Annotated in this window: 15 protein-coding genes; 6 read left to right on the forward strand and 9 right to left on the reverse strand. The window is 65.6% G+C overall.

Annotated elements, in window-relative coordinates; genetic code table 11:
* Positions 1 to 7: 7 nt before the first annotated feature.
* From OL599_RS18300 to OL599_RS18310, 3 genes are all read right to left on the reverse strand, one after another.
* Complete coding sequence (locus OL599_RS18300; protein WP_264715313.1) at positions 8 to 346, reverse strand: flagellar biosynthesis regulator FlaF; 339 nt, start codon at positions 344 to 346, stop codon at positions 8 to 10.
* 122 nt (positions 347 to 468) lie between these two features.
* Complete coding sequence (locus tag OL599_RS18305; protein ID WP_264715314.1) at positions 469 to 876, reverse strand: flagellar biosynthesis repressor FlbT; 408 nt, start codon at positions 874 to 876, stop codon at positions 469 to 471.
* 90 nt (positions 877 to 966) lie between these two features.
* Positions 967 to 1,821, reverse strand: coding sequence for a flagellin (locus OL599_RS18310; RefSeq protein WP_264715315.1), 855 nt, complete (start codon positions 1,819 to 1,821; stop codon positions 967 to 969).
* Between the two features lie 362 nt (positions 1,822 to 2,183).
* On the opposite strand from OL599_RS18310, the gene OL599_RS18315 reads away from it, so the two are divergent.
* The 5 genes from OL599_RS18315 to OL599_RS18335 all read left to right on the forward strand — a co-directional run bounded on the left by OL599_RS18315 (position 2,184) and on the right by OL599_RS18335 (position 7,577).
* Complete coding sequence (locus OL599_RS18315) at positions 2,184 to 3,026, forward strand: cytochrome c (protein WP_264715316.1); 843 nt, start codon at positions 2,184 to 2,186, stop codon at positions 3,024 to 3,026.
* 169 nt (positions 3,027 to 3,195) lie between these two features.
* Positions 3,196 to 4,248 carry an ABC transporter ATP-binding protein gene (locus OL599_RS18320; RefSeq protein WP_264715317.1) on the forward strand — a complete coding sequence of 351 codons (1,053 nt, stop codon included), beginning with the start codon at positions 3,196 to 3,198 and terminating at the stop codon, positions 4,246 to 4,248.
* A gap of 55 nt (positions 4,249 to 4,303) precedes the next feature.
* Positions 4,304 to 5,638 carry an ABC transporter substrate-binding protein gene (locus tag OL599_RS18325; RefSeq protein WP_264715318.1) on the forward strand — a complete coding sequence of 445 codons (1,335 nt, stop codon included), beginning with the start codon at positions 4,304 to 4,306 and terminating at the stop codon, positions 5,636 to 5,638.
* 96 nt (positions 5,639 to 5,734) lie between these two features.
* Complete coding sequence (locus tag OL599_RS18330) at positions 5,735 to 6,682, forward strand: carbohydrate ABC transporter permease (protein WP_264715320.1); 948 nt, start codon at positions 5,735 to 5,737, stop codon at positions 6,680 to 6,682.
* The gene (locus tag OL599_RS18335; protein WP_264715321.1) at positions 6,675 to 7,577 is read left to right on the forward strand and encodes a carbohydrate ABC transporter permease; all 903 of its coding nucleotides are present in this window, start codon (positions 6,675 to 6,677) and stop codon (positions 7,575 to 7,577) included. The genes OL599_RS18330 and OL599_RS18335 overlap by 8 nt, the downstream gene beginning before the upstream one ends.
* A gap of 15 nt (positions 7,578 to 7,592) precedes the next feature.
* Here OL599_RS18335 and pcp read toward each other — a convergent pair whose 3' ends face one another.
* The gene (gene pcp, locus OL599_RS18340) at positions 7,593 to 8,234 is read right to left on the reverse strand and encodes a pyroglutamyl-peptidase I (protein WP_264715322.1); all 642 of its coding nucleotides are present in this window, start codon (positions 8,232 to 8,234) and stop codon (positions 7,593 to 7,595) included.
* 1 nt (position 8,235) lies between these two features.
* Positions 8,236 to 9,231 (reverse strand): NAD-dependent epimerase/dehydratase family protein, encoded by a 996-nt coding sequence (locus OL599_RS18345; protein ID WP_264715323.1) that lies wholly within the window; start codon positions 9,229 to 9,231, stop codon positions 8,236 to 8,238.
* A gap of 417 nt (positions 9,232 to 9,648) precedes the next feature.
* Between OL599_RS18345 and OL599_RS18350 the strand changes: the two genes are divergently transcribed.
* On the forward strand, positions 9,649 to 10,623 hold the full coding sequence (locus OL599_RS18350) for a LysR family transcriptional regulator (RefSeq protein WP_264715324.1): 975 nt from the start codon (positions 9,649 to 9,651) through the stop codon (positions 10,621 to 10,623).
* A gap of 26 nt (positions 10,624 to 10,649) precedes the next feature.
* Here OL599_RS18350 and OL599_RS18355 read toward each other — a convergent pair whose 3' ends face one another.
* The 4 genes from OL599_RS18355 to OL599_RS18370 are packed head-to-tail and all read right to left on the reverse strand — an operon-like array spanning position 10,650 to position 14,522.
* Positions 10,650 to 11,483: an ABC transporter substrate-binding protein gene (locus OL599_RS18355; protein ID WP_264715325.1), complete on the reverse strand. Its 834-nt coding sequence runs from the start codon at positions 11,481 to 11,483 to the stop codon at positions 10,650 to 10,652.
* Positions 11,484 to 11,524: 41 nt separating this feature from the next.
* Positions 11,525 to 12,307, reverse strand: coding sequence for an amino acid ABC transporter ATP-binding protein (locus OL599_RS18360; RefSeq protein ID WP_264715326.1), 783 nt, complete (start codon positions 12,305 to 12,307; stop codon positions 11,525 to 11,527).
* Complete coding sequence (locus OL599_RS18365) at positions 12,304 to 13,203, reverse strand: amino acid ABC transporter permease (protein WP_264715327.1); 900 nt, start codon at positions 13,201 to 13,203, stop codon at positions 12,304 to 12,306. Before OL599_RS18365 ends, OL599_RS18360 begins: the two co-directional genes overlap by 4 nt.
* A gap of 2 nt (positions 13,204 to 13,205) precedes the next feature.
* Positions 13,206 to 14,522: a M20/M25/M40 family metallo-hydrolase gene (locus OL599_RS18370; protein WP_264715328.1), complete on the reverse strand. Its 1,317-nt coding sequence runs from the start codon at positions 14,520 to 14,522 to the stop codon at positions 13,206 to 13,208.
* Positions 14,523 to 14,652 lie beyond the last annotated feature (130 nt).

Here is a 14,652-nt window from a genome sequence, read left to right on the forward strand (position 1 = left end):
GCCGCAGTCAGGGGCGCGCGGACAGGCCGAGTGCGAGGTTCTCGTTGACGTTCACAAGGAATTCGAGATCCGGCGTCTCGTTCTGCATTTCCCGCTGCACCGCCAGGCCGACCGAGATGATCGACGCCCGGATCGCCTGCGGCAGCTGGTTCTGCGGGTCCCGCGTCAGGTCGATCAACGTGGTCCACAGGCGGCCATTGTCCGCCAGCGCCCGCGCGCGTGTCGCCGCCCCGGCAGTGGCGCTCTGGCGCAAAGCCACGTTGGCGCGGCGAAAAACATCGGCCTCCTGCTCCCTGGCGCTGCGATGCGCGGACGAGGCGGCATAGGCACGTGTGGCATCAGCCATTCTCTGCATGGGTTTTCCAATCGCTCTGGGAACCGCACATCAGCCGGCGCTGCCAGCGATCATGCGCGGCGCGGTTCGCGTGACTTCATCCTGAAGCTCCGCCGGGGCTGGTGCGGCAACGGTCATGCGCGCTCCGAACACCGCCCCAGCACCGAGTCCTCGTGGCGGATGATCCGCCGCGTGAGTTTCAGCGCCTGGTAGCAGTCGTCGGACTCCGCGGCCGCCAACGCCCGGTCGAGGATATCCCGGGCGAGATGGGACGTCGTGGAGTCCTTGAACGACCCGATGAGCGCCCTGGCGGCATCGAGGCCCCTTCTGCGTTCCTCGTCGTCGCCGATATATGATGACTGCAACGCGAAATAGATCCGCCGCGCCGGGCTGTCGGCCTCGTTCGGCGCCATGATCTGCTTGCCGAACAAAAACCTCGCCCGCCCCGTGAGCTCGATCCTGGTCTTGGTGCGAAATCTGATCGGCGCGCCATTGACGATCATCATCTCCCCTTGCCGGAGCTCCAACACGAGAGTCGACATGCCTGGCCTCATGAACCCGGTTGAGTGGGGATCTCTCCAAGGCCGGCACCCGACCTCTTGTCGGCTGCCGCCTCAAAGCGAGCCGCTGCCCTACTTGAACAGGCTCAACAGGCTCTGCGGCGCCTGGTTCGCGATCGACAGCGACTGCGTGCCGAGCTGCTGGCGGATCTGCAGCGACTGGAGCTGCGCCGACTCCTTGGCGAGGTCCGCGTCGATGAGCGCGCCGAGGCCGGTATTGAGCGCATCGATCTTGTCGCTGTTGTAGCTGACCTGGTTGCTGACGTATTTCGCGGCCGCACCATAGGTGTTCATGGCAGTGCCAAGAGAGGTGAGCTGATTCATGAAGGTGGCGCCGGCCGCCGTCCCGATCAATGCGGCGACGCTGGCCGCGCCCTTCAGCGTCGTACTGGTGAAGCTGATGCTGGCCATGAACGCCGACCCGCTGAACGTCGCAATGCCATAGGTCGCGCCGGCCTCGTTGCGAACCACGGCGACGCTCCCGAAGCCTGACGCACCGCCGATATTACCGATCAGCGACTTGCCGTTATAGGCGGCATCCTGGAAGAAGGATTTGATGTTCGACACCAGCGACTGGAACTGCTGGACATACTGATCACGCTGCGTGCCCTGGATATTGCTGTCGGCCAGCTTCACCAGAACGTCGCGCGCCGAGTTCATGGTGTTCGACACGTTGTTCAGCGCCGAATTGGTCGTCGACAACAGGCCCTGCACGTTGCCGAGCTGCTGGTTGGCGCTCGTCAGCGCGCCGACGTCGGAGCGCACACGCTGCGCCACGGCGTAGGCGGCGCCGTCATCGGTGGCATCGGCCACGCGGTAACCGGTGGAGATGCGCTTCTGTGTCGCCTGCAACGCCGAACTCGTGACGTTCAGGGACTGCAAGGCGATGCTGGCGCCAATGTTGGTATTCACGGAATTCAGGGACACGGTGCGTTTTCCTACTTGCCCAGATGTTTATTCATGCCCCCGCCTTTTGCGGGCGGCCCGATCCTGATCTGCGGTCCTTAACAGCCGGTGAACCGCCCGCCGGGAATTTCGTCGCCGGCCTCCAGGGGCGGCAGCGGCCACGCCCGCGGGAATATCTTGACCGGCACCGCAACGGTCCCCTAGCTATCCGGGCCGCGCAGCGAGTCCGGCGGCGAACGATCGATATGAGGAGCGAACGGGATGCCTATCTCCGCCACCATCCTGGCACTGGGCGCAGCGCCCTTCCGGCCAGCGGGCAGCGCGGCGGCGCGCCTCTCCCGCGGCTCCGGGTTCCCGCAATGACCACTCAGGGACGGTCCCGCATGCGTCTCCTCGGCCTGCTCGCCCTCGCTTGCGCGTTGACCACGACCGCCGCCCAGGCGCAGAGCCCGCTGGAGCGCGGACGCTATCTGGTGGAGACGATTGCGGGCTGCGGGAACTGCCACACGCCGCAGGGGCCGAACGGCCCGCTGCCCGGCCGCAGCCTCGCGGGCGGCATGGTCGTCGAGGACAATCCGGCGTTCACCGCGATCGCCTCCAACATCACGCCCGACCGGAAGACCGGCATCGGTGCCTGGACGGACGAGCAGATCTTCCGGGCGATCCGCGAAGGCATCCGTCCGGACGGATCGCTGATCGGCCCGCCGATGCCCTTCGGCCTGTATCGCGGGCTGGCGGATGCCGACGTACGCGCCATCGTCGCCTACCTGCGTACCGTGCCGCCGGTACCCAACCCGGTGGCGAAATCCACCTACCGCATCGCCCTGCCGCCCGCCTACGGGCCGCCGGTCGGGCATATCGATGCGCCGCCCCGGACCGACAAGGTTGCCTATGGCGCCTACCTCGCCGGACCGGTCGGGCATTGCATGGAATGCCACACGCCGATGCTGCCAGACGGGCAGCGGGATACCGAGCGCCTGGGCGCCGGCGGGCAGCCGTTCAACGGGCCATGGGGCACCTCGGTGGCGGCGAATATCACGCCGGCCAAGGCCAGGGGGCTCGGCGACTGGTCCGACGCGCAGATCGAGCGCGCGATCCGCACCGGCGTGTCGGCCGATGGGCGCAAGCTGTTTCCGCCGATGGCATTCGGCTATTATGCGAAGATCGCGGCGGACGACATGGCGGCGCTGATCATCTATCTCCGGTCGCTGCCACCGCAGGACTAGGGCGCATGACCGCGACGCGACGTGCCCAGGTCGGCCGGGGCGCGGGCGGACACGTTCTGTTACCGGCTCGCGCCGGTCGCGCATTGGCAAACCGACAGGGCTGGCCCTATCCTCGGGGCTCAACAAGGGCACAACGCCCGACGACGTCCAGGGAAGGCAGGCAAGGCTGATGGCGACAGTCTCGATTCGCTCGGTCCGCAAGGCGTTCGGCAGCACGGAAGTCCTGCATGGCGTGGACGTGGAGGTGCAGGACGGCGAGTTCGTCATCCTTGTCGGCCCCTCCGGCTGCGGCAAGTCGACGCTGCTGCGCATGATCGCCGGGCTCGAGAACATCACCCGCGGCGAGATCGCCATCGGCGGGCGGGTCGTGAACAACGTCGCGCCCAAGGAACGCGACATCGCGATGGTGTTCCAGAACTACGCGCTGTATCCGCACATGACCGTGCGCGACAACATGGCCTTCTCGCTGAAGCTGGCGAAGGCCCCGCCGGCGGTGATCAGCGACAAGGTCGGCCGCGCCGCCGACATCCTGGGCCTGACGCCGTACCTGGACCGCTATCCCCGCCAGCTCTCGGGCGGCCAGCGCCAGCGCGTCGCCATGGGCCGCGCCATCGTGCGCGACCCGCAGGTGTTCCTGTTCGACGAGCCGCTGTCCAACCTCGATGCCAAGCTGCGCGTGCAGATGCGCGCCGAGATCAAGGACCTCCACCAGCGGCTGAAGACCACCACCGTCTATGTCACGCACGACCAGATCGAGGCGATGACGATGGCCGACAAGATCGTGGTGATGCATGCCGGCAACGTCGAGCAGATCGGCGCCCCGCTGGAGCTGTACGACCGCCCGGCCAACCTGTTCGTGGCCGGGTTCATCGGCTCGCCGGCGATGAACTTCTTCAAGGGACGCGTCGAGAGCGGCGCCTTCCGGTTCGATGGCGCGCAACTGCCGCTGCCGCGCGCCGCACCTGGCGTCAACGGCGCCTCGGTCATCTACGGCGTCCGCCCCGAACACTGGCAGCTCTCCGCCGACGGCATCGACGCCGTGGTGCACGTGCTGGAGCCGACGGGGTCGGAGACGCAGGTCATGGCGCGCATCGCCGACACGCCGGTGGTCTGCGCCTTCCGTGAGCGGATCACGGCACAGCCCGGAGAGAGCATCCGCATCGCACCGGATCCGGCCCTGGTGCATTTGTTCGACGAGAAGACGGGAGTCCGCCTGAACTGAAAAGACCAGAATCGACAACGCGCGGCGTCAACGCCGCCATTCGGGGAGAAACACGATGGACGAAATCACGCGACGCGGCTCGCTGGCGCTGGGCGCCGGCGCCCTGGCGACGGCAGGGCTGATCGGCGCCCGTCCGGCAGGGGCCGCCATTCCCGTCGCCGACGTGCCCGCGCCCAAGCAGCCGATCGAGGCCGGGGCAACCCTTCGTGTCATCCGTCCGACCAAGTTCGTCGACCCCGACGAGACCATCTGGAACGCCAACACCGAGAAATTCACCAAGGCGACCGGCGTGCCGGTGCGCGTGGACTTCGTCGGCTGGGAGGACCTGCGGCCACAGGTCGCCGTGGCGGCTCGCACCGGCGCCGGGCCCGACGTCGTGGTCGGCTGGGCCAACGACCCGCATCTGTATTCCGACAAGATCCTCGACATGACCGAGCTTGCCACCTACCTCGGCAAGAAATACGGCGGCTGGGGTGCGCTGCCGCAGAAATACGGCAAGAAGTTCGGCTCCGACACCTGGATCGCCCTGCCGATGGGTTGTGGCGGCGGCGCGCTGGTCTGGCGCAAGTCCTGGGTGAACGAGGCCGGCTACAGCACCGTTCCCGACGACCTCGGCAAGTTCCTCGACCTCTGCCAGAAGCTGAAGAAGAACGGCCACCCGCCCGGCTTCGCGCTCGGCAATGCGGTGGGCGACGGCAACGGCACCGCCACCTGGCTGCTGTGGGCGCATGGCGGCTACCAGGTGGACGACAAGGGGCAGGTCGCGATCAACCGCAAGGAGACGATCGCCGCCCTGAAATACGGCGCCGAGCTGTACAAGACGTTCATCCCCGGCACCCTGTCCTGGCTCGATCCCAGCAACAACAAGGCCTACATCGCCGAGGAAATCAGCCTGACCCAGAACGGCGTGTCGATCTACTTCGTCGCCAAGAACGACCCCAAGACCGCCCATGTCGCCGCGGACACCGAGCATTCCCGCATGCCCGGGTCGCTCAACGGCAAGGCGCCGGAGGCCGCCAACACGCTCAACGCGATGGTCTTCAAGCACACGAAGTTTCCCAACGCGGCCAAGGAATATCTGCGCTTCATGATGGAGGCGGAGCAGTACGACCCGTGGCTGACGAAGTGTCTGGGCTACTGGGCGCACCCGCTGCTGGCCTTCGACCAGAGCGATTGCTGGAAGAGCGACCCGAAGATCATCGCCTACCGCGATGCCCAGAAGATGCAGTTCTGGGACGGTTACAAGGGCCCGATCAACGCAGCCGCGGCCGCTGTCAGCTCGGAATACGTGCTGGTGCAGATGTTCGCGGGCGTCGCTTCCGGCCAGCAAACCCCGGAGGACGGCGTGAAGGAAGCCGAACGCCGCCTGCGCCGCATCTACAAGAGCTGATGCCGAACGGGTGCCGCCGGATCGGGTTCCGGCGGCACCCCCGGCAGGCTGTCCGGGCATGCTGCGCCGGGCGGTCGACCAACCGGAAGGATGACTATGGACGCTTCAACCTGGGTGCCGACGCGGACGCCGCCGAACCTGCTGGCACGGCTGTTCGACTACAAGCCGTTCCTGATCTGCGTCTGTCTGGCGCCAGCGCTCGGGTTGCTGCTGGTGTTCCTCACCTATCCGCTGGGCCTGGGCATCTGGCTGGCCTTCACCGACGCCGAGATCGGCCGGTCCGGCTCGTGGGTCGGGCTGGAGAATTTCGACAGCCTGATGGAGGATCGCGTCTTCCTCAACGCGGTCTGGTTCACGGTGTTCTACACGGCGGCCGCGACCGTGGTGAAGTTCGCGCTCGGGCTGTGGCTGGCGCTGCTGCTGAACCACCATATTCCGTTCAAGTCGATCATCCGCGCCATCATCCTGATGCCCTTCATCGTGCCGACGGTGCTGTCGGCGATCGCCTTCTGGTGGATCTACGACCCGCAATTCTCCATCCTGTCCTATGTGCTGGTGGACGTGCTGCACTGGCGCGACACCTATATCGACTTCCTCGGCACGCCCTGGGCCGCGCGCTGGTCGCTGATTGCCGCCAATATCTGGCGCGGCATTCCCTTCGTCGCCATCACGCTGCTCGCCGGGCTGCAGACGATCTCGCCGGCGCTGTACGAAGCGGCGTTGCTGGACGGCGCGTCGCCCTGGCAGCGCTTCCGCTTCGTCACCACGCCGCTGCTGATGCCCATTCTCGCGGTCGTGCTGACCTTCTCGGTGCTGTTCACCTTCACCGACTTCCAGCTCGTCTACGCCATCACTCGCGGCGGGCCGATCAATTCCACCCATCTGATGGCGACACTGGCCTTCCAGCGCGGCATCCCCGGCTCCCAGCTCGGCGAGGGCGCCGCCATCGCGGTCGCGATGATCCCGTTCCTCGTGCTGGCAACGCTTTTGAGCTACTTCGCGCTGGCCCGGCGCAAGTGGCAGCAGGGACCCGAGAATGAGTGACACCACCGCAACGACCATCGGCGCGACCACCGAGCCGGAGGGCCCGCAGCTGCTGTCCTGGGACAGCCGCGCGCGCCGCGTGGTGACGATCTATGTGCCGCTCGCCTGCTTCCTGGTGATCCTGCTGTTCCCGTTCTACTGGATGGGAATCACCACCTTCAAACCGAATTCGGAGCTGCTGAACTACAAGGACAACAATCCGTTCTGGATCAGCTCGCCGACGCTCGACAACATCCGCAAGCTGCTGTTCGAGACCGACTACCCGCGCTGGCTGACCACCACCATGGCGGTGGCGTTCGCCTCCACGGCGCTATCGCTGGTCTCCAGCGTACTCGCCGCCTACGCCATCCAGCGCCTGCGCTTCCGCGGCTCGAACTATGTGGGGCTCGCCATCTACATCGCCTATCTGGTGCCGCCCTCGATCCTGTTCATTCCGCTGGCGCAGGTGGTGTTCCAGCTCGGCCTGTTCGACACGCCGTTCGCGCTGATCCTGACCTACCCCACCTTCCTCATTCCGTTCTGCACCTGGCTGCTGATCGGCTACTTCAAGTCGATCCCGTACGAGCTGGAGGAATGCGCGCTGATCGACGGCGCCAGCCGGTTGCAGATCCTGCGCCGCATCACCCTGCCGCTGGCGGTGCCCGGCCTGATCTCGGCCGGCATCTTCGCCTTCACCCTGTCCTGGAACGAGTTCATCTACGCGCTCGCCTTCATCTCCTCGACCGAGAAGAAGACGGTGCCGGTCGCGATCCTGACCGAGCTGGTGCAGGGCGACGTCTATCACTGGGGCTCACTGATGGCGGGCGCGCTGCTTGGTTCGTTGCCGGTGGCGATCTTCTATTCGTTCTTCGTGGAATACTACGTCTCCAGCCTTACCGGCGCGGTGAAGGAATAGGCGGCAGCCTTCGGATCAGGAAACAGCCCCCTCCGCCACCACCAGATCGGTGCTGCGCTCGGCAGCGACCGCCAGCAGGATCTCAATTCCCCTGGCGATCGTCTCCACCGCCATGGACGGCGCCTTCGGGTGATTGGCCGCCTGCTCGGGCAGATAGGGCACGTGCATGAAGCCGCCGCGGAAGCGGGCCTTGCGGGTCGCGGCGTAGTGCATCAGCCCGTAGAAGACGTGGTTGCACACGAACGTGCCGGCGCTGTTGGACACCGCGACCGGCAATCCGGCCTGGCGCATCGCCAACACCGCAGCCTTGATCGGCAGCGTGGTGAAATAGGCGGCCGGCCCGTCCTCGGCCACCTTCACGTCGACGGGCTGGGCGCCCTCGTTGTCGGGAATGCGGGCGTCCTGCACGTTGATGGCAACCCGCTCCGGCGACAGCTCCGTGCGGCTGCCGGCCTCGCCCGTGCACAGCACGATGTCGGGATCCTCACGCTCGATCGCCGCGTACAGCTCCGGCAGGGAGGCCGCGAATGCCGCCGGCAGGCGCTGGGTGACCACGATCAGCTCGCCAATCCGCGCCGGCAGGCGGCGCACCGCCTCCAGCGAGGGGTTCACCACCTCGCCGCCGAACGGGTCGAACCCGGTGACCAATGCCTTCATCTCAGCCCTCCAGCGCGTCGGGGTTGGCGGTCAGCCACGCGGCGTAGTCGGCATAGGCAGCTTCCGGCTGGAAGCGCGGCGACCAGCCCGTGGCGGCAATGCGCGCGATGTCCATGGTGCCGCGTGGGCGCAGTTCGGTGAAGCGGATATTCACCTCCGCGGGGTCGGCGGACTGGCGCCAGGTGAAACCCGGGAACGCGCGAACCAGCCGGTCCGCCCACTGCGTGATCACAGGGCCCCATTTGCTGCCGGAGCAGATGTTGAACACGCGCTGCGGTGGATTGGCCATGTCCAGCAGATGCAGCAGGCCCGACGCGATGTCGCGCGAATACACCCACGTATAGGCGGGAATCACCGCCGGCAGCACCGCCTCGCGCCGCGCCACTGCACGCCGCGCCAGGCTCCAATGCGGGCCGATCATGTCGCGCAGGCCACTGTCGCGCTCCCAGGGGCCGAACACCGAACTGATACGCGCGGAGATCACGTCCACGCCCCACAACTCGCCCAGCCGCAGCCCGGTGCGCTCGATGGCATATTTGGTGGTGCCATAAACGCCGGTGGGCACGCAGGGCGTGGTCGCCTCGTCCAGCCTGTCATGGTCATAGAAGCTTTCGCCGTACACCGCCGCCGAGGCCGGCGCGATCACGCGCGCCACACCAGCGTCGCGCGCCGCCCGCAACTGGCTGATGAAGCCAAGCAGGTTCACCTCGATCACCCGCTCCGGCATCTCCCGCTCGCGGGCGGGGCCGGAGGTGATGGCGGCGAACGGAAACAGCCGGTCCACCTGGTGGCGGCGCAGCAGCCCGGTCAAGGCCTCGGTGTCGCGAACGTCGCCGACCTCGGTGGTCAGCCGCCCCGGCAACCCGGCAAAAACACGCAGCGCCGAAGCCGGCATGGCATCGAGGGCGACCACCACCACGTGCTCGCCACGGGCCAGCAATGCCTCGACCAGGTTCAGGCCGACGAAGCCGGTTCCACCGGAAATCAGGACGGTCATGCAGTGCGCTCCCGTAGCGATTGAACAAGCAGGGCTGCCCTGCACCCGCCAAGCCCGCTATAGGCACGCGCTCGCACGCCGCAAGCGGCTGGGGCCGAGGGCCTTTGGAAACCCGTTACGCTCTTGGCTGCATCGGCAGCCTTCAGATGATATCAGATACCAACCGAAGTCTGTCGGCGCAGGCAACTCCACCCGCAACTTCACCGACCTCGACGGCGTGAAGCGCGTCGAGATCGTACGAGGGGCGGCGCACGCCGGTGGAGACGATCGCCCGCCCCGATGGGCCGGCCGTGTTCCTGACGGCGTAATGCACCTGAAGCGGTTCACGTGAACCGTCCATTCGTGGCCGCGCGCCTGTGAGTCTGGACGCGAAGCCTCTATCTTCGGGCGTTTTCCGAACCGCTCAGGTAGAGATCGATGACGACGTCGCAGAAGCTGGGATTTGATCTCTGGCAATTGGAGGTCTTTCGAACCGTCGTCGCCACGGGCAGCCTGACCAAAGGCGCGCGGCAGGTCGGGTTGACGCAATCGGCGGTGTCGCAACTTGTCGCAAATCTGGAAAAGGCCATAGGGGTCGCCTTGCTCGACCGCGACATCCGGCCCGTCCAGGCGACGACGGCGGGGCGGCTGCTCATGGAAAAGGCGCATGACTTGCTGGAGCAGGCGCGCCAGCTCGAGACGGCCGTCAGATCGACTGCCCGCCATGCGATCCCAACCCTGCGAATCTCCATGATCGCCTCCTTGACCACGACGCTCGGGCCCGATTTCGTCCGGGAGCTGGGCAAGAGCGTCAAACGGTGCGCGCTGTTCGCAAATCTGCGCGGTGTCAGCGAACAGCAGTTCCATGCGCGCGAGATCGACGTTCTCATCGGCGTCGATCTTCTCAGGGAGGTCGATGCGGCGATCTCGATCCCGCTGCTGACGGAGCCATACGCCCTCGCACTTCCCGCCGAATGGGATATCGACGTCCGATCACTGGCGGATCTCAAAGGGCGCAATTTTATCCGGCATACCCATCGTACGAGCGCCGGCCGCCAGGTCGAACAAGTGATCCGGCAGTTGCGACTGGAGTTTCCGCGAGAGTTCGAGAGCGACACGGCAGACACCATCGCGACGATGGTGTCTGCCGGCCTCGGATGGTCGATCACCACGCCACTGATGGCGCTGCAGACGAAAGACCGGATGACAGGGGTTCGGCTGCTGCCGCTCCCGGGAATCAAGGTACGCCGGCGCATCGATCTGTATGCGCGCAAGTCCGAGCTCGGCACCATCCCGCACGAGGTCGCCCATGTGCTGCACGTTCTTCTGCGGGATCAGATTGCGCCGCGCCTCCATGCGATCGCTCCGTGGATGGGCGATCAGTTCCATGTCTTCAAGCCGCGACGGGGATGATCGCGGCCCGGACCGGGAACGTCGTTCTACTTCACCGGCTCGCTGTTGATCGCCACCGCAACGACGGCATTTGGCTGGACGCCATATTTGTCGACGATCTTCTTATACGTGCCATCGGCGATGACGGCCTTCAGGGCGGCCGCGACGGCATCCCTCAGATCCGCCTTCTTCCTGGAGACGCCGATGCCCTGGTAGACGAGCGCAAAAGGCTCGCCGACGAGGTTGTAGGTGTCCGGGTCGAGTTTCATGAGGTAGGGCAGGCTTTCATTGCCCTGCGCCCCCGCATCGATGCGTCCCTGCCGGAGTTGCGCGCGCGCGTCGGCGGACCCTTCCGTGCCCATGATCCTGATCGGCGGCTTGCCGGCCTTGACGCATTGCTCTGCGCTCCAGGCTTCGATCTCCTTGGGGAAGTTGGTCCTCCGGCTTGCTCCCACCGTCTTGCCGCATAGATCCGTCGCGGCCTTGAACTCGCCGGCGCGCTTGTGCTGGACGAAGAACTGGACACCGGATTTCATGTAGTCGACGAAGTCGAGTGTTTCGCGGCGGGCCGGAATGTCATTCATGCCGCCGAGGATCAGATCGATCCGGTCCGTAGCGACCGCACTGATCATCTGCTCGAAGCTGGTGTCCTGCCATTCGATCCTGACCCCGAGCTTTTCCCCGATCGCGTTGCCGATCTCGATATCGTATCCGGCGAGCTGGTTGGTCTGCGGATCCTTGAACGTCACCGGCGGGTAGTTCGGGGTGGTGCCGATGACGATCTTCCCGGCGGTCTTGTACCGTTCGGGAAGCGTCTGGGCCTGAGCCCCGGCCATGCCGATGGCGAGCGCCGCAGCCACGGCAATAATATGCAGTCTCATGTTCCCACTCCGTTCAGTATCTCAGGGTGCTCGGTGACGTCTCAGGCGCGAACCGCGGCTATGAAGTCCTGCGTCCGCTTCTTGCCGGGAGCCGAAAGCAGCTCTCGGGCCGGGCCGGTCTCGATGATCTCGCCCTGGTCCATGAAGACGATCCGATCGGCGACATCCCGGGCAAAACCCAGTTCATGGGTCACCACGATCATCGTCATCCCTGTCACGGCCAATTGCTTCATGACCGAGAGGACATCGCCGACCAGCTCAGGATCCAAGGCCGAGGTCGGCTCATCGAACAGCATGAGCTGCGGCCGCATGGCGAGGCCGCGGGCGATCGCGACGCGCTGCTGCTGGCCGCCCGACAGCTCGCTCGGATAGGACCGTTCCTTGTCGGCCAGGCCCACTTGCGCGAGCAGGGCCCGGCCCCGCTCCTCGGCCTGCTTCGGGGGCTCCTTGAGCACCTGCACGGGCCCTTCGACAATGTTGCCGAGTGCCGTGAGGTGCGGGAACAGGTTGAAGCGCTGGAAGACCATTCCCACGGATCGCCGCTGCCGGGCGATCTCGCGGTCCTTCAAGTGGTGAAGCCTGCTGCCCTCCCGGCGATAGCCGATCAGTTCGGAATTGATCCAGATGGCGCCGCCGTCCATGCGCTCAAGCTGGTTGATGCAGCGCAGGAGCGTGCTTTTGCCGGAGCCCGAGGGCCCGATGATACAGACGACCTCGCCGGCGTTCACGTCGAGGCTGACGGCCTTCAGGGCTTCGAAATTGCCGAACCGCTTGCAGACGTCGATGGCGCGAACGATCGGCGCCGATGGTGTCGCGGTGCTCATCGTCTGTCTGCCGCAACACCGCGTGCGAAATGCCGTTCGACGAATCCCTGGCCGAAGCTCAGGACCGAGACGACGATCAGGTACCAGATGCTGGCGACGAAAAGCAGTTCAAGCACGCGGGAATTGGCATAGTAGATCGTCTGCGCGGCATGCAGCATCTCGGAGTACTGGATCACGCTCGCCAGGGAGGTAAGCTTGATCATGCCGATGAATTCGTTGCCGACGGGCGGAACGATGACCCGCATCGCCTGCGGCATCACGATCCGCCTCAACATGCGCAGGCGTGTCATGCCGATGGCCTGAGCCGCCTCGTACTGTCCCTGATCGACCGACTGCAACCCGGCCCGGACGACTTCGGACGTGTAGGCGCCCTGCTGGATTCCAAGACCCAGCAGTCCGGCGACGAATGGCGTCATCACGTCCACCGTCCGCACGTCGAACAGGCCCGGAAACGCGATCCGCGGGAAAATGAGCGCCAGGTTGAACCAGATCAGAAGCTGCAGAAGCGCCGGCGCGGCCCGGAACAGCCAGACATAAAGCTTCGCAACCGTGCTCAGTACCGGGTTCTTCGACAGGCGCATGACGGCAAACAGAACACCGAGCACGATGCCGAGCGCCATGGCACAGACAGCCAGAGCAATGGTGTTGACAAGCCCGGCCAGGATGGCCGGCGCGGTCAGGAACAGGCCGACATAGCGCCACTCGATGTCACCGACGGCAAAAGCCCGGATGATCGCGGCGAGCGCCCCCAGGATCAGGACGGCGGCGACGATGCGTCCGTAGTGTCGCTGGGGAACAATCGTGTAATGCGCGATCCTGTAGGCGTCGGCGTCAAGCGCCGGTTCTGTGGCAGGCGATGCTTGCGGCATCGCCTGGGAGAGGGTGGGCGCACGCACACTCAGTCTCCCGTCCGACGACGAGAAGACGCCGAGCGCCCCTCGGCCTGATGCGGATTGCCGGCGCCGGTCATGTAGTCCACGGCGCACATCGCCTGCAGCTTCACCACGGCGATGGCCTCGTCCACGGTGACATGCTCGTCGTCCGTCCCCATGCTGATCGGCGAAGGACCGCAGATGATGGCCGGAATATTGCGCCACCGCCAATAGCGCGTGTCGGTTCCGCCGAGACTGCAGACCGGCGGCGCTTCGTGCCCCAGAAGATCCTTGATGTTGCCTCTGAGGATGGTCGCCATTTCGCCGAACGGATCGGTGATGCTCGCGGGATAGCTGTGATCCTCGTTCACGACCATGGCGCAGCCATGGTCGGCCGCGAGGGCTTCAATGTCGGCACGAATGACATCGCGGTCGGAGCCGATGGGAAAGCGAATGTCGATATGGGCGATGCAACCGGTCGGGATCTGCGTCGCCTTCCGTCCCCCCTCGATGATGCCGGCGTTCACCGTGATGCGGCGTGCATTATCTGCCGCACCGGCACCGAGATTGGCGTCTGCCGCGGCAACGCTCTCCGGCGACGCCAGGATCGCGTCGATGTCCGCAGGCAGTGTCGCGAGCTTGAGGTGATAGCGCTCGTAGATCCCGGCAATGAGCTTGCAGATCTGCTCGATCGGGTTCGGCGCACGGTGTGGGTAGCCCCCGTGCCCGCCTGCGCTCTGCGCCGAAAGCGAGAACCGCAGCGTGCCCTTTTCCGTGAAGCGTATATTGGCAAGGCCGCTCGGCTCGCCGTTGAGGCAGCAGTCGCCGGCGATTTCGTCGGCAAACGCGTCGAAAAGATATTTCGTGCCGTATCGTCCGCCAGACTGTTCGTCGGAAACGACCGTCAAGGTCAGGGCGCCGGTGAGGTGCGCACGATACGGATACAGATAGCAGTAGGTCAGGATCGCGGCGAGCGTCCCGGTCTTCATGTCGGACGCGCCGCGCCCCATGATCCTGCCGTCGACGATATCCGCGTTCCACAGCCGTTCATCGGTCACGGGGAACACGTCCATGTGCCCGTTCAGCACGAGATGACGGCCGGCCGCGCCTGCGTCCCAGCGCCCGATGATATTGGGCATCGAGTCCTTGAGCGCGACCGTCCGATGGGGCACTCCGAATCCATCGAGCAACGTCCGCACGAAGGCAGCGGCCTCGCGCATGTCGCCTGGCGGGTTGACGCTCCTGATCCGGAGGAACTGGCGAAGCAGCCCGATGATCTCGTCGCGCTTTTCATCGATCGTCCGGCAGAGCGCGGACTTGAGGATAGCGGCGTCTTTGGACATGGGGATCCTGATTGTCGTGACGGTCTCTCGCGGCGCCGGCGGACGGAACCATGCCCACCGTTCGCGCTACCAGATCACGGCGCCGCCGCGTCCTTGATTTTCATAAGAAAATCTAATTTCTTTCATCGAA

It is taken from the genome of Limobrevibacterium gyesilva, assembly GCF_025989185.1.
In the GTDB taxonomy this organism is placed as follows: Bacteria; Pseudomonadota; Alphaproteobacteria; order Acetobacterales; family Acetobacteraceae; genus Limobrevibacterium; species Limobrevibacterium gyesilva.

What these genes read in the sequence shown, in the direction of transcription:
- OL599_RS18300 (WP_264715313.1), bottom strand. Translation starts at nt 346, where the DNA reads ATGGCTGATGCCACACGTGCCTATGCCGCCTCGTCCGCGCATCGCAGC.
- OL599_RS18305 (WP_264715314.1), bottom strand. Translation starts at nt 876, where the DNA reads ATGTCGACTCTCGTGTTGGAGCTCCGGCAAGGGGAGATGATGATCGTC.
- OL599_RS18315 (WP_264715316.1), top strand. Translation starts at nt 2,184, where the DNA reads ATGCGTCTCCTCGGCCTGCTCGCCCTCGCTTGCGCGTTGACCACGACC.
- OL599_RS18320 (WP_264715317.1), top strand. Translation starts at nt 3,196, where the DNA reads ATGGCGACAGTCTCGATTCGCTCGGTCCGCAAGGCGTTCGGCAGCACG.
- OL599_RS18325 (WP_264715318.1), top strand. Translation starts at nt 4,304, where the DNA reads ATGGACGAAATCACGCGACGCGGCTCGCTGGCGCTGGGCGCCGGCGCC.
- OL599_RS18330 (WP_264715320.1), top strand. Translation starts at nt 5,735, where the DNA reads ATGGACGCTTCAACCTGGGTGCCGACGCGGACGCCGCCGAACCTGCTG.
- OL599_RS18335 (WP_264715321.1), top strand. Translation starts at nt 6,675, where the DNA reads ATGAGTGACACCACCGCAACGACCATCGGCGCGACCACCGAGCCGGAG.
- pcp (WP_264715322.1), bottom strand. Translation starts at nt 8,234, where the DNA reads ATGAAGGCATTGGTCACCGGGTTCGACCCGTTCGGCGGCGAGGTGGTG.
- OL599_RS18345 (WP_264715323.1), bottom strand. Translation starts at nt 9,231, where the DNA reads ATGACCGTCCTGATTTCCGGTGGAACCGGCTTCGTCGGCCTGAACCTG.
- OL599_RS18350 (WP_264715324.1), top strand. Translation starts at nt 9,649, where the DNA reads ATGACGACGTCGCAGAAGCTGGGATTTGATCTCTGGCAATTGGAGGTC.
- OL599_RS18355 (WP_264715325.1), bottom strand. Translation starts at nt 11,483, where the DNA reads ATGAGACTGCATATTATTGCCGTGGCTGCGGCGCTCGCCATCGGCATG.
- OL599_RS18360 (WP_264715326.1), bottom strand. Translation starts at nt 12,307, where the DNA reads ATGAGCACCGCGACACCATCGGCGCCGATCGTTCGCGCCATCGACGTC.
- OL599_RS18370 (WP_264715328.1), bottom strand. Translation starts at nt 14,522, where the DNA reads ATGTCCAAAGACGCCGCTATCCTCAAGTCCGCGCTCTGCCGGACGATC.